The following is a 21,954-nucleotide window of genomic DNA, read 5'->3' as shown; positions in this document are numbered from 1 at the left end:
ATAGGCAATGCCGGTGTAGCTCAGTCGGTAGAGCAGCTCATTCGTAATGAGAAGGTCGGGTGTTCGATTCATCTCTCCGGCACCAATAAAAACGGGAAAGCCCGCTATCGAAAAGATAGCGGGCTTTTTCATTTTGGGGTCGTGTCGACACCATGTCGCCGTTGTCGCAACGTCATGCATTGGCGCGATGATGCACCGATGGATCTTGTTGCCACCGTGGCTGGGTCGATCGCGGAGGCAGCCCCACGGCGCCCGAAAGGACCAGAAGAGCAGTCATGAGATCGGTCTATCGGCGCGCGCGGGAAAAAGTCGATCCCGGCGTGCCGCTCATGCTTGAATGAGTTGTGTGCCCCACGCCTTGGGCATCGCCCCTGCTGTTCCCAAGTTCGGCGATCACGCCCCCGCGCCTCCATCGACGTCGAGCGATACGCCCGTGATGAAGCTGGCGTCGGGGCTCGCGAGGAATGCCACCGCCGCCGCGACATCTTCGGGCCGGCCGTAGCGGCCCAGCGGAATGGCGGCCTTCTGCACGGCGGCGAAGTCGCCGTCCTGCGGGTTCATCTCGGTATCGACCGAGCCCGGCTGCACGGTGTTGACGGTGATGCCGCGCGGGGCAAGGTCGCGCGCCCAGCCGCGTGTGTAGGCGGACACCGCCGCCTTCGTCGCCGAATAGTCGGCCACACCCGGCCACGGCGTGCGATCGGCGGCACCGGAGCCGATCGAGATGATGCGACCCTGGTCGCTGATGAGCGGCACTGCCGCGCGCACGGCAGCGGCCACGCCGCCAACGTTGATGGCGAACTGCCGGTCGAAGGCCGCGACGTCGCTGTCGGGCGCACCGACCTGACCGACCACGAACACGCCAGCGTTGTTCACAAGAATGTCGAGCCTGCCGAAGTGCCGCGCGGCATGGTTCACCAGCGCTTCGACCTGCAGCGGGTCTGCCTGGTCGGCCTGGAAAGCCACGGCGCGCACGCCTGTTTCCTGCAGTTCCTTCGCCAGTGCTTCGGCGCGGTCGGCTGAGGCCGAATAGCTGATGGCGACATCGGCGCCGTCGCGCGCCAGGCGGCGTGCGATGGCGGCACCGATGCCGCGTGACCCGCCCGTGACGAGGGCGACTTTGTTGGCGAGGGGCTTGGACATGCTGATCTCCGGGAAAGGTGATGGGTGACGAAAACAAGAGAGGGGTATCGGCTTGCACTCGCTGTCAAGTGACAGCGAGGCTTGTTCTTGATGAGGCTGCGGGACTACGCTGCCAGGGCGTCCGCGGCAACGATGTTCGTGGCGACGTCGATGTTGCCGTGAACCGCCTTCGAGTAAGGGCACATGGCATGCGCCGCATGCGCGATGTCTTGTGCCACGTCGAGCGCGACGCCCGGCATGTGCACATCGATCCGGGCCTGGATGAAGTACGCGGCGCCGGTCTGGCCGAGGTCCACTTCGATGTCGACTGACATGTCGGCCGGCAGCGCCACTTTTTTCGCCTTGGCTGCGAAGCCGAGTGCGCCGGTGTAGCAGGCCGACCAGGCCCCGGCGAACAGTTGCTCCGCGGTCGGATGCAACGGGATCGCCTTGAGCGCGATTTCATTGCCGGTCTTGCCGGGGATCGACATCTGGATGTCGACGCGCTCATCGCCGCGCGGGGCGCCCTCACGGCGGCTGGCCGTCGTATGGGTCTTGCCAGTCATCAGCACGGTCTGGATTTTGGTGGTCATTTCGGATTCCTTTTCAGTTGGGTTAGCCCTGTGAACGGAGCGCAGACGCATGTTTGCGCCTTGCGCCATTGGCATCGCGATAGGGCGTGGATCGCTTGCCGGGAAAGGATGAAAGAAGCTGGAAAGTCAGGGGGTCAGTGGCGATGGCATGAAGTGTCGGAGCGGACCCTGCGCCAACAAAGATGGTGGGCGGGACTTGTTTATTTCCAGTTCGCCAATAATCCGGCGATGGACCAGATCACCGCCATGCGCGTGTTCGCCCGTGTCGTCGAGGCCGGCACCTTCACGCGCGCGGCAGACCTGCTGCAGATGCCAAAGCCCAGCGTGACCAAGCAAGTGCAGCAACTGGAGAATCAATTGCGCGTGAAGCTGCTGCAACGCACGACGCGGCGCGTCACCGTGACGCCGGAGGGCGCCGCCTACTACGAGCGCATCTCGCGGGTGCTGGCCGAGATCGACGACATCGAGGCCGACGTGACGAACGCGCAGGCCAGCCCCAGAGGCCGCCTGCGCGTGGACATCGGCTCATCGCTGGCCAACCGGATCCTGATCCCCAAGCTTCCGGCGTTCCACGCGCGCTACCCGGACATCCTGCTCGAGCTTGGCGTGAGCGACCGGTCGGTCCACCTGATCGGCGAAGGGGTGGATTGCGTGCTGCGCGGCGGCGTGCTGAGCGACCCGTCACTGGTGGCACGGCGCGTCGCGCAGATGCACTACATGACCTGCGCGACACCCGACTACCTGAAGCGCCACGGTACGCCCGCGACGCCAGCCGACCTGCTCGACGGGCACCGGGTGGTGAGCTATTTCTCTTCCCGCACGGGGCGCTACGTTCCGCCGCGCTACGAGCGCGGCGACGAGCGCATCGAGATCAACGGGCATGCCGTCATCGCGGTCAACGAAAGCACGGCCCACCTGACGGCGCTGCTGACCGGACTCGGCGTGGCGCAGACCTATGCCTTCATGGCGCAGCCGTACGTCGACAGCGGGGCGTTGGTCGAACTGCTGGCCGACTGGGAACCGCCACCCATGCCCGTGTCTGTCGCCTACCCGTCCAGCCGGCACATGAGCGCCAAGCTCCGCGCCTTCATCGATTGGACGGTGGAGGTCTTCGCGCCGCATGAATCCGTCCGTCGACGGTGAGAAAAGGCTGAGACGGTGCCTTACCTCCTGTGCTGGCTTTGCACGCGGCTACCCAGCTTGAGCACTGCCTCCTGGACCGTCATGAAAACACGGTCCTGACCGATCGCTTCTATCAAGCCGGTACGTTGAGCCTGTGCCCGCGCTCGCCCGCCCGACAACCTGGCGATGGCGACGACAACGTCGCCGGCCGCGAGTTCGGTGATGGCGCGAAGCAGGACCTGCGACCCGGTGTAGTCGATGTCGATGATTCCGTTGGCCTCGATGATCAGCAACTTCACGGGCAGGCGCTGCCTGGCGATGGCCGCCCTGAGTTCGGCGCAGATGCGCTCGGCGTTGCTGAAGTTGAGCGGCGCGCCGGGGGCGAATACAAGAACTCCGGCCTCATGCTCGAATGGCGCACCCGGGGACGGAGGCCACCACACGGTGCTTCCCGGCACCCGGGCCAATTCGACGCAGTAGGGCCGAGCGACGATGTACAGGCTGTGCACGAAGGACATCACGATCGCGAGCAACATGCCGGTCTCGATCGGCAGGGCAATGACGAGTGCGGCGCTGGTTGCCACCAGCAGGATCTCGAGTCCGCCGCGGCGATAGATCCGGATCATCTGGTCGACGCGGAAAATGCGCACGGCGATGTAGACCAGGATGCCTGAGAGCGCAGCGTGAGGCACATAGGCCATCAGTCCAGACGCCAGCGCCGCAAGCGCGACCATCAGGCTGACGGCCGTGATCGATGCGATCTGCGATCGCCCGCCGGACTCACGCACGATCGCGGTGCTGGGTGGGCTCGCATTGACGGCGAATGCGCCGATCAGCCCGGCCAGGATACTGCCCGCGCCAACCGCGCCGAAGTCGCGGCTGACGTTGTCCGGCTTCCCCTCATCGGACGGGAATGTGCTGGCCACCGCCGCCGTCTGCATGATGCAGACCACCGCCACCACCAGCGCCAGTTGCACCATGCGGCTGAACGCCTCCACGTCGGGCAGCGCCGGCAACGCGACGTGCGGCAGCGGCACAGACAAGGCGCCGAGCAGGCTCACGCCGTGGGCACCCAGCTGGAATTGGGCCACGGCGACGCCCGCCGCGACCAGGCCGATGAGCGCTCCCGGTATACGGGGGCTGATGCGCGCGGCGACCAGCGTTGCGACCAGGACGCCGGCGCCCAATCCAAGCGCATAGGGATTGGCCTCCCCGATCCGCCCGAGGACTCCGACGAGCCGCGCGAGCAGATGCCCCTGCTCGCCGGGGACTCCCAACAGCGTGGGCAACTCGCCGACGACGATGTGGACCGAGATACCAGCAAGGAAGCCCGTTGTCACCGGAATCGACAGCAGCGTCGCAAGCCAGCCCGCCCTGAGCAGGCCGACGACGACAAGCACGACGCCAACCATCAGGGCGAGCAGCGCGGCCAGCTGCGGATAGGCGACGGCGCTGACAGCAGCGATAGGGGCCAAGCCGCCCGCAAAGATGGGCGCAATCGTCGAGTCGGCTGCGACCGACATGAAGCGGTTGGCGCCGAATGCGGCGAACGCAATGGAGCCGGCGGCAAACGCGTAGAGCCCCGTCTCCGGCGGCATCCCCGCGAGCCGGGCCGTGGCGAGTTGGCCGGGAATGGCGATCGCTGCCAGCATCAGTCCGGCCACGAGATCGCGCGGCAACCCTTCGATCCTGTAGCTGCGCAGCGACGTAAAAAGCCAGGCTCGCATGGCGCCAACGCTAGAACGGTCTCTGGCCGAGCCGGTGCAAGTCAGCGTGCCAGGCCGGGCGAAGCATGCCAGTCACTGCGCAGTTACGCGCGTGCCCTCACCGGAGCCCTGGACATGGACGCTCAGCGCATGGCCGGGATAGATCCAGTGCAACTCGAGTGAGCGCAGGGGAACTGGGCGCGAGGATGGGTGCAGCGGGGGTGTTCATGGCACGCTTGAACGCGACTATGCATGTCGAGATACAGCCCGTCTACCCCTTGGCCGTCGTTTGCCCTTCAGGGCAAATCGCTTGCCCCTTGCCCCCATGTTCATGGGGTGCCGCTGATGGCACCATGCGCGGGCGAAGGCATGAACACCGTGGAGAGCTGCATGGCCACCAAGCCCCCGAACATCATCATGATCATGGCCGACGACGTCGGCATCTGGAACCTCAGTTGCTACCACCGCGGGATGATGGGGGGCAGCACGCCCAACATCGATCGCATCGCCAGGGAGGGCGCGCTGTTCACCGACTATTACGGGCAGCAGTCGTGCACCGCGGGGCGCGCCGCATTCATCCTGGGCCAGACGCCGTTTCGCACCGGCCTGCTGAAGGTGGGCATGCCGGCTGCCAAACAGGGCCTGCAGGACAAGGACCCCACCATCGCCGAACTGCTCAAACCGCAGGGTTATGCCACGGCGCAGATCGGCAAGAACCATCTGGGCGACCGCAACGAATACCTGCCCACGGTGCACGGCTTCGACGAGTTCTACGGCATCCTTTATCACCTCAACGCGATGGAAGAACCGTACGACGGTGAATACCCGAAGATGGCCGGCTTCCACGAGCAGTTTGGCCCGCGCAACGTCATCGAGACTTTCGCCACCGATGTCGATGACGCGACGGAAGAGCCGCGCTGGGGTCGCGTCGGCAAGCAGAAGATCATCGACGGCGGGCCCTTGCCTCCCGGTCCCGGCATGGACCCGGACGCAAAGTTCAACATGGAAGACGTGGATGCCGAACTGCTGCGGCGATCCATCGACTTCATCGACCGCTCGGTGAAGGCGGACAAGTCTTTCTTCCTGTGGCACAACACCACCCGCTGCCATGTGTGGACCCACCTGTCGGAGCGGTGGAAGGACAAGAGCGGCTTCGGCCTGTACGCCGACGCCATGATGGAACTGGACTGGATCGTCGGCGAGCTCCTGCAAAAGCTCGACGACGCGGGCATTGCGGACAACACCATCGTGATGTTCACCAGCGACAACGGCGCCGAGATCTTCAGCTGGCCCGATGGTGGCAACCATCCGTTTCGCGGCGAAAAGGGCACCGTGTACGAAGGCGGTTTTCGCGTGCCGATGGTGGCCAAGTGGCCCGGCGTGATCAAGCCCGGCACCATCGTCAACGACATCATGGCGGCGGAGGACTGGATGCCGACACTGGTGGCCGCCGCCGGTGAACCCGCGGTGAAGGAAAAACTCCTGACCGGCTACAAGGCCGGCGAGAAGACCTTCAAGAACCACCTGGACGGCTACAACTTCATGCCCTACTTCAAGGGTGAAGCGCCAGCGCCGCGCCACGAGTTCTACTACTTCAGCGACAACGCAGACCTGATGGCCATCCGCTACAACGCGTGGAAGGTCAGCTTCAAGACCATCGAGGGCAACCTCTTCAACGGCAAGCCCGACACGACCAACGTGCCGCTGGTGACCAACCTTCGGCAAGACCCGTGGGAGCGTTACCAGAGCGAGAGCCTGCTGTACGGCCGCTGGTGGGGCGAGAAGCTCTGGACCATGATCCCCGCGGTGGGCATCGTCGGGCGCTTTCTTGCCACCTTCAAGGACTATCCACCGAGTCAGGTGTCGGGTTCGCTGAGCGTGGAGAAGGCGCTGGCGATGCTGCAGTCCGGGAGTCGCGGCAGCGGGACCTGAGCATGGACAACGCAGGCAAGCCGCCCGAACAGGTCATCGGGTAAGCCGCCAATGCGGTATCTCCAGGGATTCCTTGCCTCATGCAGTTTTTTTGCCTGCGAATTAACGGGGCAGGACACTAAAAGAGGCCTTGCTGCGATGTCGTCAGCGCCATGAAGCTCTCCCCCATGGGCTGGAGGATGGCGTCCGCAATGGGCTGCAACTGCCTCATCAGGTAGTGTTCGTAGTCGATGCGGGAACGGCGAAACTCCATCGGCTCGGGGCCGTTGCGGGTCATGACATATCGTATCCAGCCGCCGTTCTGATACTGCCTGGGCCGGTTGATTCGACCGTTGTAATCGTCAGCGATGCGTGCGGCGCGTACTTGCGGCGGCACGTTGACCAGGTAGGCATCGAGACGATGGCGCAGGCGCTTCCTGTAGACGAGCAGGTCGTCCTTGCTGCCTGCCAGCGTGGACTGCACATAGTCGCTCACGAAGTCCCTGTAAGGCTCGCCGCGGAAGATGCGCGACAGCAGGCCCTCCTGGAACTGGCGCGCCAAAGGGGTCCAGTCGCTGCGGGCCATCTCCAGGCCGCGGTAGACCATTTCTTCCTTGCCTGTGGCATCCGTGCTCAGGCCGGCGTAGCGCTTCTTGCTGCCCACATCCGAGCCGCGAATGGTGGGCATGAAAAACTTGCTGTAGTGGGTGTCCAACTCGATCTCCAGGAAGCTCTCCAGGCCTTGCGCCTCGCGAAGGGTGCGGGTCCACCAGTCGTTGATGTCCTTCACCAGACTTGCCGCTACGGCGTACGCTTCCTCGTTGGTATGGATGCGCCCGAGCCAAATGAAAATGGAGTCGGTATCGCCATAGATGGCCTCGTAGCCCCGGCTCTCCACGAACTCGCGCGTGAGTTTCATCATCTCGTGCCCTCGCAGGGTCACGGCGGACACCAGCCTGGGATTGAAGAAACGGCATTCGGCCGCACCCAGCACGCCTGCAAACGAGTTCATGAGCAGCTTCAATGCCTGAGACAAGGGTTCGTTCTTGACGCGCTTGGCCTCGTCGCGAGCATGCCAGAGCGTGGTCACGATCTGCGGCAGGCAATGCTTCGCGCGCGAGAACGTGGTCCCCTGCGGCCCCTTGACGACCATCGCAGGGTCGTCGCCGACGTTCGAACCCTCCACGAAACCCACCGGATCGACGAGAAAGGTCCGGATGATCGAGGGGTAGAGGCTCTTGTAGTCCAGGACCACGACCGAGTCATAGAACCCGGGCTTCGAATCCATGACGTAACCACCGGGGAAGGCTTCGCCCGGAATCTCGCCCACGCTCGGGGCCACGTAACCCATGCGGTGCATCCGCGGCAGATAGTGGTGGCTGAACGCGGCAATCGAGCCCCCAAAGTGATCGGCCTGCAGGCCTGTGACCTGCGCCCGCTCCATCACGAATTGCAGCAGCTTCGCCTTTTCGAAGATGCGCAGGACGAGTTCGCAGTCCCGGATGTTGTAGAGCGCGAGCGCTGGCTTGTCTTGCTGATACCGGCGTTCGATCTCCGCCATCTTGTCGTACTCGTCACCGATGGCCTTGCCCTCGCCCAGCAACGCTTGCGACACGGTCTCGAGGCTGAAGGAAGGAAAACTCCACACGGCAGCCTTGAGTGCGTCGATGCCGTCGATGACCAGCCGCCCGGGCGTGGGCGCGAACAGGTAGCCCTGTTTGCCGGGATGGGTCCGCCAATCAATGGGCCGGCGCTCTCGCCCGGGAAGAAACTGCGCCCCGCAATCGTCGGCAGTCTTTTGCAGCACGCGCAGGTCGAACTGAATGATGTTCCAGCCGATGATGACGTCGGGGTCGTTCCGCTCGAACCAATCGTTGAGCAGTTCGAGCATGCTCCTGCGGGTCGGGCAATAGATGAGCGAGAAGCCCGAGGTGTCATCGGCCTGCGATGACGGTTCGGATGGGGGCTCGCCCAGCATGAAGACGACTCGCTCTTGCATGCCGTCCAGCGCAATGGAATAAAGCGCTTCGTCCTGGCTCGTCTCGATGTCGAGTGAGACCACTTTCAGTACCGGCCGGAATTCGGGCGCAGGCTTGAGCCTGCAGTCGACGATGCGGGCGTTGTCTGCCCTGCCCCCTTCTACCAGGACGCCAGCAGTGATGAAGCGTTCCATCAGGTAGCGATCGTGCGGGCGCACGTCCGCTTCGAGAAGAGGGATGCCATGCGCGTGGAGGGCGCGCGCGATTCGACCGAGCTGGCGAAAGTGCCTGGCATAGACACCGATGACGGGCATCTGCTGAAACGATTTCAGCGCCAGTTCACGCAGTTGCAGTCCCGCCTCGGCTGCGAGGTGCGGCTCTACCTGGGCGCGGTGGCGGGCTTCAAGGAACGCAACAGATACCTGAGAAGTCAGGACCACTTTCATGGGACCTGCGTCTGTTGCCAACCAGTACTCGATCTCCGTGCCAGCCGAGGCATCGCGCCAATGACGAGTGAGGATGAAGCCCTTGAGTTCGGAGGATGCCACGAGAGCTGGAAGTCGGATGATGAAGTCGCCGTTCAGTTGCCGCGAAAGATGACATCGGCCTGTTGATGTCTTTGGGCATCAGATCAGCACATTGTGCAATTGAGAGCGGGCCCACTTGACGTGAGCATCGAGTCTCCTCGAAGCAGGCCGTCATGGCTACCAGAGGGCTAAAAAAAGGAGACTCCATGAATCTTTCGATCAAGGCCAGCCGGGCCTTTGCACGGCTGTTTTTCGGGGCGGTGGCGCTCATTGCATTGACAGCCTGCGGTTCGGGTGATGGACCGTCCCAAGGTGCAGCGCAGCCATCCACGATCCGCCTGTCCACCGTATCCGCGAAGGCCATGATGGTGAGTGGCGACGACGTCGTGGTGGAGGCCAGCCTGCCACCTGGAACAGCGGACTCCACTGTCGCGTTCAAGCTCAACGACCTCGACGTCACGGACAGCTTTATCACCGATTCGACGACGGGAAAACGGCGCGGCCTGCTGACGGGCCTGAAGCCCGGCGCCAACACGCTCACGGCCGTCGCCGCAGGGCAAGCGGTGGCCAGGCTTGAACTGAAGAACTTTCCGGCTTTCGGCCCCATCTTCTCCGGGGCGCGGCAAAGCCCCTGGATCTGCGAGACAGCAGCTTCCGGCCTCGGCGCTGCGCCCGCATCCGGGCCCTGCGTCGCCGCCACCCGCTACGACTGGTTCTACCGCACCACCGGCGGAACGTTTGCGCCACTGCCATCGCTCACGGGCCCCTACCCGCCCGACCTTGCAAAAACGGTGACGACGGAAGGCAACGCGGTCGACTACATCGTTCGGGTGGAATCCGGCACCATCAACGAATCCATCTACCGCGTCGCGGTGCTCGACAACCCGGCCAATGCCATCCACGATCCGTGGAGCAAGACCGGAAAGAAGCCGGGGACCGGATGGAACGGAAAGCTGTACTACCCCTTCGGTGGCGGGGCAGCCCCCGGCTTCAGGTCCGGCAGCAACGAGGTGACGTCTGCGTTGCTGGACCTCCCCCTGAGCCTTGGATTCGCGGTGGCTTTCGGCACCCGGAACACCTACGGCAACGGTTTCGACGACGTGCTTTCTGCCGAGACCTTGATGATGATCAAGGAGCGCTTCATCGAGCACTACGGCCTGCCCAGGTTCACCATCGGATCAGGCGGATCCGGCGGATCGCTGCAGCAGCACTTGATCGCGCAGAACTATCCGGGCCTGCTCGACGGCATCATTCCGAGTGCCTCGTTCGCAGAATTGGCGGGTCCGCTCATCAGCAGTGTGAGCGACTGCGGTCCACTCAATAACTACTTCAACAAGCTCGCCGCGGATCCTTCCTCGTGGACCGGCATCCGTCGATCGGCGGTTGACGGCGGTGCCGTCGCAGACGTCGGCCCGGCGCAAGGCATGACGGTCTGCCAGAACAACTGGCTGGGCTTCGTGCCGGCCATCTACGCAGTGAACCCGGTGACCTTCTCCCCGGTCGTTCCGGTCTCGCTCCGATATGACCCCGTCAACAACCCGACAGGGGCGCGCGGGACATTCTGGGACGGCAACGTCAACAGCTTCGGACGCGACAGTCGGACCGGGTTTGCCCGTTCAGCCTATGACAACGTCGGCGTGCAATACGGTCTGCTCGCAGTGAACGCAGGCGCGATCACGCCGGAAGAATTCGTCGACCTGAACGAGAAAGTCGGCGGCATCGACATCGACGGCAAGCTGACGCCGAACCGGTCGACCGGTGACCCGCTCGCCGTGAAGCGTGGGTATGCCAGCGGCCGTGTGGTGACCAGCTTCGTCAACATGACGCTGCCGATCATCGAGTTCCGCAATTACTCGGACAACCTGGGAGACATCCACACGCGAGAGCGCACCTTGACCTTTCTCGAGCGCCTGAAGAAGGCCAACGGCACCGCCGCCAACCAGGTCACCTGGCTGGCGGGGCTGACCGGCGCGCCGGACTTCGACCGGATGGCACTGCTGGGCATGAACGACTGGCTGGAGCGGCTCGCCGCCGACACATCGGACTTGTCCTATCCCGCCAGGGTGATCAACAGCAAGCCGCCCGGGTTGAAGGACGCGTGCTGGATCGGCGGCGTGAAGACGGAGGAAGTGCCTTCATGGGATCCGGGCGCGGTGTGCAACCAGGCGATGCCGGTTCATTCGAATACGCGCCTGCAAGCGGGGGCCCCGCGCACGGACGACGTCGTCATGTGCAAGCTCAAGCCGATCGACTTCTCATCCTGGTCCGTCGCATTCACGGATGCGCAGAAGGCACGCCTCAGTGCTGCATTCCCTCGCGGTGTTTGCGACTGGCAGGTGCCCGGCGAAGGCCAGGTTCCACACGACGGCCCCTGGATCGACTTCAGCGCCGGCGCCTTCGGGCCCGCGAACATCTACAACTGACGCGCAGATCAGACTGCCCCGCGGCGATACGCGCCCGGAGGGCTGCCGGTCCACGACTTGAAGGCGCGCTGGAATGCAGCGCTGTCAGAGAAGCCGAGTTCCCCGGCCAGCGCGGCCAGCGACACCGTGCTGGTGTTCAGCCGGGAGATGGCAATGTCCCGCCGGAGTTCGTCCTTCAGGAGCTGGAAGGTGGTGCCCTCCGCAGCCAGGTGACGCTGCAGGGTGGAAGGCGACATGTGCAAGGCGTCGGCAATGGTGGCGAGGTCCGGCCACGCCGGGTTGGCACTGCGCAGCGAGAGCCGCACCCGCGTGCCGACGTTGTCGTCGCGGCGCGGCAGGATCACGTTGTTCGCAAAGTCGGCGAGATAGGCGCGCAGCGCGGGCTCGTCGCGCCGCACGGGCCTGTGCAGCGCATGCGCGTCGATCCAGAAGGCCGACCGCAACTGGCCGAAGCGCAGTTCGGCGGGCAGGACGGCGCCGTAGTCACCTGCATATGTGGGCGTCTCGAACGCCAGGTCGAAGCGCTCTGCCGGCAGCCGCACGGCGACCAGCCATGCGAGCAGCCGCCACAACACGCGCAGCAGCATCTCGTGCAGGAAGTTCGGATGCGGGCCGCTCCTGAAATCCAGCGCCCAGCCCGCCAGGCTGCCTTCCCGGATGCTGTCGAGCACCACGTCGTCTTGCAACAGTTGGAAGGTGCGCGCCACGCGTCGCATGGCGACTTCCAGCGTCGGTGCCCCGATGGCGCTGCGCATCACCAGCATGGCGCTGCCGGTATGCAGCGGACGCGAGAAGAACCCCAGGCCATCGTCCTGCAGGCGTTGCGCCACCACGCGAAACAGCGCGATGTACTGCTCTCCCGTCACGCGGGCACCGTCGTGGCCCACGAGTTCGGAAAGGATGCCCGCTTCTTCGAGGAAGGGTGTGGGATCCAGGCCGCGGCCGTACACGCCGGTGAGCAGGCCGCGAACGAACATGATGGGAACACTGACGGGAGGATGGGACATCGAGAGCATCGAAAGTCGACGCATTTCGTCATGTCGGCGACTGGAAAAGCAATTGTAGGAAGAAGAGCCGGAACCTAGGATCGACCCGCTGCGCTTCACTGGCAAGCGAGGCCTCATCAAAGAAACGAAGAGACATGTACCTGACGCAAACCCTGCATCGCGCCGCGCGCGTGCACCCCAAAAAGACAGCCACCATCTTCGGCAGCCGTCGCACGGACTACGCAACGATGCAGGAGCGCGTCGCCCGGCTGGCCGGCGCGTTCCGCACCGCCGGCGTCAACACGGGAGACCGCGTCGGCATCCTGTCGTTGAACTCCGATCGCTACCTGGAGTACTACTTCGGGACCTACTGGGCAGGCGGCGTGGTCAACCCCTGCAACATCCGCTGGAGCGCCAGCGAGATCGCCTACGCGCTGGCGGACTGCGACACGCGCGTGCTGCTCGTGGACGACCAGTTCCTGCCGGTGCTGGCGCAGATTCGGGGACTGGCACCGTGCATTTCGACGGTGATCCATTGTGGCGACGCAGAGACTCCGGACGGCCTGCTGGGCTACGAGAAGTTGATCGCCGCCAACGCGCCCGCCGAGGAATCCGTGCGCGGCGGCGAGGACCTCGCGGGCGTGTTCTACACCGGCGGCACGACGGGGTCTCCGAAAGGCGTGATGCTGCCGCACCGCGCGCTGTACGTGAACGCCCTGGCGCTGCAGGGGGCATGGGGTGAGATGGGCAACATGGTGGGTCTGCACGCCGCACCCATGTTCCACCTGGCCGACGGCGCCTTCACCAACGCGCTGGCGATGGCCGGCGGCACGCATGTGATGGTGCCGATGTTCCATCCCGGCTCCGTCGCGCAGGCCATCGAGCGCGAGCGTGTCACGGGCGCACTGCTCGTGCCCACGATGATCCAGATGCTGGCCGATGCGCCCGGCACGCGCGAGCACGACTTGTCGAGCCTCGAATTCGTTTTGTACGGCGGCTCACCCATCGCTGAAGCGGTCATCGACCGCGCGCTCGCCGTCATGCCCAAGGCCAGCTTGATGCAGGCCTATGGCATGACAGAACTCGGACCGGTGGCCACATTGCTCAAGCCCGCTTACCACGCAGGCCCGGATCGATCGCTCGGCAAGATCCGGTCCGGCGGCCAGCCGTGCGCCATCTGCGATGTACGCATCGTCGACGAAGCCGACCGCGACGTACCCGCCAAGGCCGTGGGCGAGATCATCGTCCGCGGCCCCGGGGTGATGCTCGGCTACTGGAACAAGCCGCAGGAGACGGCCCAGGCGCTCAAGGGCGGCTGGATGCACACCGGAGACGCGGGCTACATGGACGAGGACGGCTTCATCTTCGTTGCGGACCGCATCAAGGACATGATCGTCACGGGCGGCGAGAACGTCTACTCGGTCGAAGTGGAAAACGCCGTGGCACGCCATCCGTCGGTGCAGCAATGTGCAGTCATCGCCATTCCCGACGAGAAGTGGGGCGAGCGGGTGCATGCGCACGTCGTGTGCAAGCCGGGCACGACGTTGACGCTGGCGGAACTGCAGGGCCACTGCAAGTCGATGATTGCCAGCTACAAGGTCCCGCGCAGCCTGGAACTCGTCGAGAGCCTGCCGATGTCGGGCGCCGGCAAGATATTGAAGAACAAGTTGCGCGAGGCGTTCTGGTCTGAGCGGGACAGGCGCGTGGGTTGAGGTTGACTGGCCGGCGTGTTGGCGCTCGTTGACTTCATGGGCCAGACGCCTGCGGAGCAGCTTTCTGGAACGTGCGTTGCAACGTCAACGCCGCGAGCAATCCATGTAGGCGGTCGTTTCAGACCTTCCGAAACGCCGGATCAAAGTACTCGAACAGATTGTCGATCGGCAACGCGAAGTTCGTATACGAAAACGACAGGCTCATCTCCAGCGCATTCACCTGATGCCACCAGCCGGGCGGCAGGAAGATCGTTTCCCCCGGCTCGACGATCACGTCGAGCACCTTCACGCCCTTGAACAAGGGGAAGCGTGCATGGTCCGGCGCATCCAGGCTGATCGGGCTGAACACCGCGTTGGTGTTGTACAGGCGCGGGGTCTGCAGCGGCGAGATCATGCGCCAGCGCTTGCGCCCGACCACCTGCGTGTGAAACAGCATGACCTTGTCGTGGTGCAGGCTGGTGATTGTGCCGGCCGGACCGAACCAGAAAGATGAGCAGCGCGACAGCTGCGAGCGGTCGCAGCACGGCGGGAGCGTGCCGATGTCGTCCAGCAAGGGCGAGAAGCCGGGCTTTCGCAATGCCTCGTTGTTGGCCGTCAGGTAGTAGTCGTTGCTCGCGCCACCACTCACCACCTGGTCCACGAAATCGGCCACGCGCACTTGGCGCCGATGGGACAGCTTGTCCTGCTCGTAGCTGGGGTTGGCGTGGCGGTCTGCCTGTATCTCGACTTCGAGGTGGCCAAAGCGCTTCTTGAGGTCGGCCGGCGACCAGCGCTGCATCGCGGGCCAATCGTCCGTGTGCCCGGTGAGCACGACAGGCCGGCAAGCCTGGACGTAGCGCGACAGGAACTCTGCTTCGGTGATGTTGGCGCGCTTGTCGACCTTCTCGTATTGGGGGTCCAGTTCCCAGAGCCGTTGCACGTTCGCTGCCACCGATTCGAGCTTGCGCAGCAACTGCGTCTGCTGTTCGCCCGCGATGCAGATCGGGTTGCTGAACACGCCTTCGATGACGGCCGAGCTCACGAACTCATCCAGCCCCGCTGCAGCCATCACTTCGAGCATCGAGTCAGGCGAGCATCCGCGCATCGCTTGCTCGGCAACCCAACGCACCCACTCGCGCGTCATGGGTGTCTCGACAGCGGGCGGCGGGACCGTCGGCTCAATGGCAGCCGAACGGGGCCGTGGAGCGGGAGGCAAGGGTTTGAGCACGGCGGGCAAAAAGCTGGATGATAGTCACGCAAAAAGCGAAAGGCGCGCGCATGGCGCCTTGTTGCAAGCTTTTCGCCCGCATGCAATTGCGCCGATGCGGCTTGCTGCTTACTGCGGCACTGCCGCTGCACTCATGCCATCCAGCCAGGCCAGCAGGTTCTGCACGGTGTCGGCGTAGAAGGTTCGATAAAGGTTTTGCGAGACGTAGCCGATGTGCGGCGTCGCGAGCAAATTGTCGAGCGAGCGATAGGCATGCGTCGCAGCCAAGGGCTCCTGGTCGTACACGTCGATGGCCGCACCGGCAAGCCGTCTTTCACGCAAGGCGTCGATCAACGCCGCCTCCTCCACGATCGGTCCGCGCGATGTGTTGACGAGCCGCGCCGTCGGCTTCATGAGCCCCAGTTCGCCGGCACCCACGAGGCCTCGCGTGCGACCACTCAGCACCAGGTGAATCGACAGCACATCCGATTCGCGAAAGAGCTCCTCCCTGGAGACGCGCTTCACGCCCACAGCGGCGGCTTTCTCGTCCGTCAGGTTCTGGCTCCACGCGATCACGTTCATGCCAAAAGCCAGCCCGACAGCCGCGACGCGCGCACCCACGTTGCCCAGGCCGAGAAGGCCCAGCGTGCGACCGGCCATGTCCTCGCCCACGCCGGTTTGCCAGCCACCCTGGCGCACCGACTGCGCCTCCTGCACCAGATGGCGCGCACCCGCAAGAATCAGCGCCCACGTCAACTCCACCGTGGGGGTCGAGGTGTAGCCGGTGTGCACGACGCTCACGCCGTGTTCCCGCGCGGCCTCCAGGTCGATGGATGCGTTGCGCGGCGCCGTGGAGGCGATCAGCTTCAGACGGGGCAGCCGCTCGATCAATGCGCGCGACATCGGCGTGCGTTCGCGCATGACGCACAGGGCATCGAAGGGCGCGAGTCGCATGGCCAGTTGCTCAAGATCGGCAACGTGGTCATTGAAGACCGTGACCTCCGCGCGCTCCATCACACGCGACCAGTCGGCCATCCGGAGTGCGACGTCCTGGTAGTCGTCCAGCACGGCGATGCGAAGGCCTGCGCCGGGCTGCGAAGGGTGGGTGTCAGTGGTCATCAAAAGGTCCGATCAGTTGCCCGGGCGCGGCACGTCCGCCAGCCACTGCGCGAACTGGGTCTTCCAGAATTTGGCCATGCCGGTCGTGCCATGGCCGCGCGTGTCTTCGCTCGCCGGGATCAGGTAGAGCTTGCCATTCTTCAGGCGCTTGATCTCGCGTTCCATGATTCCTGTCTCGGGAGGGTTGCGTTCGTCGTCGGCGGAGTTGATGGCCAGCAGGGGCGCGCGAATGCGATCGAGTTGCGGCGCCGGGTTGTAGTCGCGCGATGAATCCCATTGGTACAGGAAGTCGTTGGCGTCGGCCGTGAAAGGTGCGGCAATGCGCGCGTCCAGCAGCTTGTCGGCGGCCTCGCGTGTGGGCGCCATCTTTTGATAGGCCAGCGTGCCGCCGTTGGACACCATGCCGTAGAAGGCGTTGGCCACGCGAAGGCCGGCGGGCTGCGCGGTGTAGTTTCCTTCGTTCCAGCCCGGGTCGTTGCGAACGGCGTCGATGATCATGCGCCGCATCATCCAGTTGCGGCTCGACATCTCGGTGGGTTGCGAGGCCATGGGCACCAGCGCGTCCATCCAGTCGGGATGCGCGGCGCCCCACATCCACGTGTGCATGCCGCCCATCGAGTTGCCGATGACCAGGCGCAGGTGCTTGACGCCAAGGCCTTCGCTCACCAGCCGGAACTGCGCAGCCACCATGTCGTCGTAGTTGTATTTCGGGAACTTCGCGCGCATGCCATCCGATGGCTTGGACGATTTTCCGTGGCCCAGTGCGTCGGGCAGGATGATGAAGTATTTGCTCGCGTCCAGCGGCTGGCTGGCGCCGAACAACTCGCCGCCAAAGGCCGGCTGCAACATGCCGCCTCCCGTGCCCGAGGTGCCATGCAGCACCAGCACCGCTTCATTCGAGGGCGAGCCCAGCGTGGTGTAGTGCAGGCGCAGTTCAGGCATCACTTCGCCGGAATGAAAGCGGAAGTCTTTGGCGATCCAGTCGCCTTCCCTGGCGGGTGGCAGGTCCGCGGCCAGCGCGGTCAGCGTGGCCAGGACCATGAGGCATGCGGCGCAGAACTGACGCAACAGTTTCATGATGGATGTCTCCAGTGGAATACGGCTCCCCGGGCGGCACTCTATGCACATCGTCAGGGGGTGCGCATCGGGGTCGGCACGGGGTCACGCCTGGATCAAGGCTTCTTGCGTCGCCCGCGGGAAGACCAGCCCCTGGCCACCAGCGGCCCCACGTAGCGCAGCAACAGCACGCCGAACGCCAGCGCCGCAAGCGGGCCGCGCCCGTCCGCCCTCACCAGGATCGGCTTGGCGAGCGTCGGCGCCATCAAGGCTTTTTCGAAGCCCTGCTGCGTCTGCAGGCGGTGGAAGGCCATGCCCTGCTCGCCTGCCAGCAGACGCAAGTAGCTCTCGCGCAATGCCGAGAGGTGCTCGCTGCCCGGCGTGGCACCCAGCATGGGTGCGGCGGTGCCGGCGCGGTCATCCGTCATCGCCTCGCCGCCCAGGCTCGCGCCGCGTCCCAGACTGCGCAAGTCGGTCTGCGCGACTTCCTCGGGGCGCCAGAAGCCGAGCGGCTGGCCTTGGGGATCGCTCTTGGGAATGGGCGACGGCCGCAGGTCTCCGACGCCGACGACCAGTCCCTGCACCTCGCCCGGCTTGTCGTCGAACTGGGGACGATAGTTGGGCGCGAGCGGTGGCGCCTCCTGCCCGTCGGTCACAAACACCAGCGACGGCTTGTCCGGCAACAACTTGGCGATGCCGATGGCGCTGTGCAGGCCCTTGGCGACTTCGCTGCCGCCCGACCACGACATGCGCGAATCGATCTGCGCCAGCGTCGAGCGCAGTTCAGTCAGGTTGCCGCACACCTCCACCGGTGCGAGCAGCAGCAAGGCACGGTACTCCGTGAAGATCGCCCAGCCGACCTTCGAGCCACAAGGCATGTGCAGCAGCGAATCGCGCAGCGCCTGCTTGGCGAAGGCCAGCCGGGAGACCGGTTCGCCGGCGATGCGCTCGTCGGTCACGTTCATGCTTTGCGTGATGTCGAGCACCACCACGGCATCGACCAGTGGGCGCTCGCGCATCACGCCGGGGTTGAGCGCGCTTGCCGCCAGCAGCAGGCCCGCGAGCGCCAGCAGCCAGCGGTCCCAGTCATGTTGCAGCGAGCCACGCAGCCGTTGCCAGAAGATCATGGCAACCCCGGCGAGTAGCCGCGCATCGTGGTCGGCGCGCGCTCGGCATTGCGCTTGGCGTCGGGCGGTTCCGTCTCCATTTCCTCGGGGTCGGCCAGCAGGCGTTGCGCACGTTCGAGGTTGTAGCGCGCGTCCCAGTGCTGCGGGTCGTCGCGCAGCACGTCGCGGTAGATTTCCTTGGCCAGTTCGATGAGCGCGATCGCCTTGCCGGGCTCCGGTCCCGCCTGCACAAGGATGGCCTGGCGCATCAGCAGGTTGCCGCTGTTGTAGCGGGCGGCTTGGCCCAGCGGCGAATCGCCTTCGAGGCTGCGATACAGGTTCAGCGCCGATTCTTCGTTACCCTCCGCTGCCTGCGCATACGCCCGTGCAAACTGGACCTGCGGCGGCGCGTCCTTGACCTGCGCGGGCAACGGGCCGGAGACGATGGCTTGGTTCCACCGCTGCTGGCGCCACATCCAGGCGCCATCGACTGCCGCAGCCACCACGGCAGCCGCCAGCACCAGCAGCGCGGCGCGTGTGCGTCGTTGTGCACGGCTCATGCCCATCTGCGGATCTCCACGAGGCTTGCCGCCAGGAGCATCGAAACGCAGCCCAGCGCCAGCGCGAAGAACGGCATCGCCAAGTCGCGCCGGGGCATGGTGTCGAGGTAGGTGATGGGCAGGTTCTCCAGCCGGTTGACTGCGTCGATGGCCTCCTTCAGCGCCTCGGGGTTGCTGGCTTCGTAGGCGTGGTACGCGCTGCCCGTGGACTGGAAGAAGTGATGCAATGCATATTCCGGCACCGAGTCCACGTTCGCCGCCGCCTCACCCTTTTCCAGCGTGAGCCCCGGGCTGTTGACCGAGCGCAAATAGATCCAGTAGATGCCCACGCGGAACTTGCGCGCCTGGTGCGCAATGCGCTCGCGGGTTTCGGCGTCGAGCCGGTCGCCGCCGTCGGACACGAGCATGATGATGCGCGAGCCGGTGTACGCCCGGTCGGCAAAGTAGCCCAGCGCCGCCTCGATCGCCAGGCCGATGTTGGTCTCCGACAGGCCCCGCCCGATGTCGCCCGCTGCAATGGCCGCCTGGATGGTTTCGTTCTTCTGCGTGAACTCCAGGACGCGGATCGGCAGGGTGCTGAAGACGATCATGCCGAAGCGGTCGTCCGGCCGGTTGGCGGTGAATTCGGACAACATCCGCCGCGCGACCAGGCCCTTGGACTCGGTCAGGCGGGCACGCTGCTTCATGTAGTAGTCGATGGCTTCGGGCCCTGTTCCCTTGGGGGCGCCGGCGTTCGAGCCGGCAAAGCCTTGGTCCATGCTGCGGCTGCGATCGAGCAGCAGCACGATCTCCGCGCCCTTGCCGACGCGCTCCACGTCGTATTCGGGCAGGTGCGCGCCGGCCATGCCGAGGATGAGGGCCGCCAGCGTCACCACGCCGAGCACGCGCAAAGTCCATCCGATGGCCTGCGAAGCCCGGTCGCGCGAGAGCATCGCCGTCCAGCTGTTGATGAGCGTGCGACCCGATTGCCCCCACAGCGGCAGCAGCGCCAGCGGCAAGAGCCACAACAGCCAGGGCGCATCGAAGCTCATGCAGCACCTCGTTCCGCGTCGCGGCAACGCCGGCAGAACTCGACCAGCCACGCGCGATCGCCCGTCGCCTTCGCAGCATCCCCGAAGAACTCGGCGCGCGAGCGCTCGAAGAAGGCCACGAGGTCACCGCGCAGGTGTCCGAAGCGCGGCCGCGCCTTCACGAAGCGTTCAACGCCCTGCTCGAAAACCACCTCCCCCATCGTGCGGTTCAGTGCCTGGTGCAGCGCCTGGTACGCGGCGCGCCACGCCGATTCAGGGCTTTCCGCCGTCAGGCCGCGCACGCTGCGCCAAGCCTGCGTGAAGGGCCGATGCGCGCGCCCCCACCACGGCAGGCCGATGTAGACGTGGGCCAGGTACGCCAGCATGGCCAGCGCGACCACACCGTAGGCCATCAACCGGTAGCGCGCGAAGCGCGTGTCGATCAGTGGCGGCGGCGCATCCGGCTGCAACTCCCCGAGGCCGCGCCGCGGCGAGACGTCCACCGGCACCAGCGGCGACACGGTCACGGGCCAGGCTTCGACCTCCACCTCCTGGTCACGCGGCTGGCCCTTGAAACGCAGGCTGAAGCCGGGCATTTCCAGCGTTCGCGGCTCGGCCGGCGAAAGGAACACCTGATAGGCCAGCGTCAGTTCGTGCCGCCGACCGCCCGCTTCGGCACTGCTGCGATGCCCGACGCTACGCAACTCCAGCGCCTTGCCGCGTACGCCCGCCTTCGGCAGGCTGGTCTCGTCCAGTTCCAGCCCGGTGGGCGCGTGCACGGTCACCTCGCGCGACACGAGATCGCCCACTTGATAGCCGAAAGCGCGCGGCTGCGTTGCCGTGGCGCTCAGCTGCGTCGGATCGTCCGCCGCGCCGGCGGCGAGCGGCGACGCTAGCGCCACGCCCAGCGCCGCAGCCCGAAACACGCGCATGACCCGGTTGGTGCCCACGCCCCTCATCTTGCGCCGCAGCGTCACTTCGCGCTTCATGCGTGAAAGTGCCGGGTCACGGCGTCGGCGTCGAACGCGCCTTCGATGAACAGCGGCTTGAGCCGGTTCGCCCTGAAGATCTGCAGGATGGCGTCACGGCGTTGCTGCAGTGCAGCCAGCCACTTGTCGCGCAAGGCGGGGCGCCACCACACCAGCTTTCTCGCGCCGGTTTCAGGGTCGACGACGTGCGCCAGGCCGCGCTGCGCCGTCAGGCTGAATTCCACCGGATCCCACAGCACCACCGGCACCAGGTCGTGGTGCGCCATCGACGCCAGCGTGGCCTCGATGTCCGCCAGCGGAAGATGAAAATCCGACACCAGGAACACCAGCGATCGCTGCCGGCGCAGATGGCGATGGGCCGACAGCAGCGCCTGCGCCGACGCGCCTTGCAAGTCCAGCGCCCGGAGCTTCTGCGCCAGCACCGTCCCCACGCCGCGCATGCGCGTCTGCGGCAGCAGGACGTCTTCGCGGATGCTGCTGTCGCAACCCACGAAGCCGAAGCTGTCGCCGGTGCGCCAAGCCGACCATGCGAGGCTGTCGACAAAGTCCGCCAGCACGTCGATCTTGCGGCGCGTGCCCACGAAACCCATGGACGCCGACAGGTCCGCCACCATCACGACCGGCACCGCCTTGCGCTGGCTGTAGACCCGCACGATCCAGTTGCCGAAGGGGTCGCGCAGGCTGGCGTGCAGGTCGAGCCGGCGCGGATCGGGCGCGTCCAGCAGGTTGGCGTGGCCCCGGAACTCGAAGCCGCTGTCGCCCCGCGCGCTGCGGTGGTGGCCCGGAAAGTGGCCGAGCGCCGGCTCCCTGATGCGGTAATGCAGTTCGTGCACGGCAAGCCTGGGTG

General features: G+C 65.4%; 17 protein-coding genes and 1 tRNA gene. 5 read left to right on the top strand and 13 right to left on the bottom strand.

The window, feature by feature from the left end:
- Positions 1-9: 9 nt before the first annotated feature.
- A tRNA-Thr gene (locus QTI66_RS06815) sits at positions 10-85 on the top strand.
- 308 nt (positions 86-393) lie between these two features.
- On the opposite strand, the gene QTI66_RS06810 is transcribed toward QTI66_RS06815, so the two are convergent.
- Both QTI66_RS06810 and QTI66_RS06805 read right to left on the bottom strand, forming a co-directional pair.
- Positions 394-1,143, bottom strand: a complete 750-nt coding sequence (locus QTI66_RS06810; protein ID WP_286558386.1) for an SDR family NAD(P)-dependent oxidoreductase — start codon at positions 1,141-1,143, stop codon at positions 394-396.
- 104 nt (positions 1,144-1,247) lie between these two features.
- On the bottom strand, positions 1,248-1,766 hold the full coding sequence (locus tag QTI66_RS06805; protein ID WP_286558384.1) for an Ohr family peroxiredoxin: 519 nt from the start codon (positions 1,764-1,766) through the stop codon (positions 1,248-1,250).
- A gap of 177 nt (positions 1,767-1,943) precedes the next feature.
- Between QTI66_RS06805 and QTI66_RS06800 the strand changes: the two genes are divergently transcribed.
- Positions 1,944-2,858, top strand: coding sequence for a LysR family transcriptional regulator (locus QTI66_RS06800; protein ID WP_286558382.1), 915 nt, complete (start codon positions 1,944-1,946; stop codon positions 2,856-2,858).
- Between the two features lie 20 nt (positions 2,859-2,878).
- Here the strand turns inward: QTI66_RS06800 and QTI66_RS06795 are convergent, their stop codons facing one another.
- Positions 2,879-4,564: a SulP family inorganic anion transporter gene (locus tag QTI66_RS06795; protein ID WP_286558380.1), complete on the bottom strand. Its 1,686-nt coding sequence runs from the start codon at positions 4,562-4,564 to the stop codon at positions 2,879-2,881.
- A 369-nt stretch (positions 4,565-4,933) separates the two neighbouring features.
- Between QTI66_RS06795 and QTI66_RS06790 the strand changes: the two genes are divergently transcribed.
- Positions 4,934-6,475, top strand: a complete 1,542-nt coding sequence (locus QTI66_RS06790) for an arylsulfatase (RefSeq protein WP_286558378.1) — start codon at positions 4,934-4,936, stop codon at positions 6,473-6,475.
- 118 nt (positions 6,476-6,593) lie between these two features.
- On the opposite strand, the gene QTI66_RS06785 is transcribed toward QTI66_RS06790, so the two are convergent.
- Positions 6,594-8,981 carry a DNA polymerase II gene (locus QTI66_RS06785; protein ID WP_286558376.1) on the bottom strand — a complete coding sequence of 796 codons (2,388 nt, stop codon included), beginning with the start codon at positions 8,979-8,981 and terminating at the stop codon, positions 6,594-6,596.
- Between the two features lie 185 nt (positions 8,982-9,166).
- Here QTI66_RS06785 and QTI66_RS06780 point away from each other — a divergent pair, with 185 nt between their 5' ends.
- The gene (locus QTI66_RS06780; protein WP_286558374.1) at positions 9,167-11,383 is read left to right on the top strand and encodes a DUF6351 family protein; all 2,217 of its coding nucleotides are present in this window, start codon (positions 9,167-9,169) and stop codon (positions 11,381-11,383) included.
- 8 nt (positions 11,384-11,391) lie between these two features.
- Here the strand turns inward: QTI66_RS06780 and QTI66_RS06775 are convergent, their stop codons facing one another.
- Entirely contained in the window at positions 11,392-12,390 is a 999-nt protein-coding gene (locus QTI66_RS06775) for an AraC family transcriptional regulator (protein ID WP_286558372.1), read from the bottom strand.
- A gap of 134 nt (positions 12,391-12,524) precedes the next feature.
- Between QTI66_RS06775 and QTI66_RS06770 the strand changes: the two genes are divergently transcribed.
- Complete coding sequence (locus tag QTI66_RS06770) at positions 12,525-14,081, top strand: long-chain-fatty-acid--CoA ligase (protein ID WP_286558370.1); 1,557 nt, start codon at positions 12,525-12,527, stop codon at positions 14,079-14,081.
- A gap of 118 nt (positions 14,082-14,199) precedes the next feature.
- Here the strand turns inward: QTI66_RS06770 and QTI66_RS06765 are convergent, their stop codons facing one another.
- From QTI66_RS06765 to QTI66_RS06730, 8 genes are all read right to left on the bottom strand, one after another.
- On the bottom strand, positions 14,200-15,204 hold the full coding sequence (locus QTI66_RS06765; protein WP_286558368.1) for a cupin-like domain-containing protein: 1,005 nt from the start codon (positions 15,202-15,204) through the stop codon (positions 14,200-14,202).
- Positions 15,205-15,396: 192 nt separating this feature from the next.
- Complete coding sequence (locus QTI66_RS06760) at positions 15,397-16,386, bottom strand: D-2-hydroxyacid dehydrogenase family protein (RefSeq protein ID WP_286558366.1); 990 nt, start codon at positions 16,384-16,386, stop codon at positions 15,397-15,399.
- A 12-nt stretch (positions 16,387-16,398) separates the two neighbouring features.
- A complete protein-coding gene (locus QTI66_RS06755) occupies positions 16,399-17,463 on the bottom strand; it encodes an alpha/beta fold hydrolase (RefSeq protein ID WP_286558364.1) in 1,065 nt (354 codons plus the stop codon).
- 95 nt (positions 17,464-17,558) lie between these two features.
- Complete coding sequence (locus QTI66_RS06750) at positions 17,559-18,569, bottom strand: vWA domain-containing protein (protein WP_286558363.1); 1,011 nt, start codon at positions 18,567-18,569, stop codon at positions 17,559-17,561.
- Positions 18,566-19,108, bottom strand: a complete 543-nt coding sequence (locus QTI66_RS06745; protein WP_286558361.1) for a tetratricopeptide repeat protein — start codon at positions 19,106-19,108, stop codon at positions 18,566-18,568. The genes QTI66_RS06750 and QTI66_RS06745 overlap by 4 nt, the downstream gene beginning before the upstream one ends.
- Positions 19,105-20,139, bottom strand: coding sequence for a vWA domain-containing protein (locus QTI66_RS06740; protein ID WP_286558359.1), 1,035 nt, complete (start codon positions 20,137-20,139; stop codon positions 19,105-19,107). The genes QTI66_RS06745 and QTI66_RS06740 overlap by 4 nt, the downstream gene beginning before the upstream one ends.
- The gene (locus QTI66_RS06735) at positions 20,136-21,107 is read right to left on the bottom strand and encodes a hypothetical protein (protein WP_286558357.1); all 972 of its coding nucleotides are present in this window, start codon (positions 21,105-21,107) and stop codon (positions 20,136-20,138) included. Before QTI66_RS06735 ends, QTI66_RS06740 begins: the two co-directional genes overlap by 4 nt.
- Positions 21,104-21,940 (bottom strand): DUF58 domain-containing protein, encoded by an 837-nt coding sequence (locus tag QTI66_RS06730; protein WP_286558356.1) that lies wholly within the window; start codon positions 21,938-21,940, stop codon positions 21,104-21,106. Before QTI66_RS06730 ends, QTI66_RS06735 begins: the two co-directional genes overlap by 4 nt.
- Between the last annotated feature and the right edge of the window lie 14 nt (positions 21,941-21,954).

Source organism: Variovorax brevis (assembly GCF_030317105.1).
Taxonomy (GTDB): Bacteria; Pseudomonadota; Gammaproteobacteria; order Burkholderiales; family Burkholderiaceae_C; genus Variovorax; species Variovorax brevis.
This window is presented reverse-complemented; position numbering and strand designations above follow the sequence as displayed.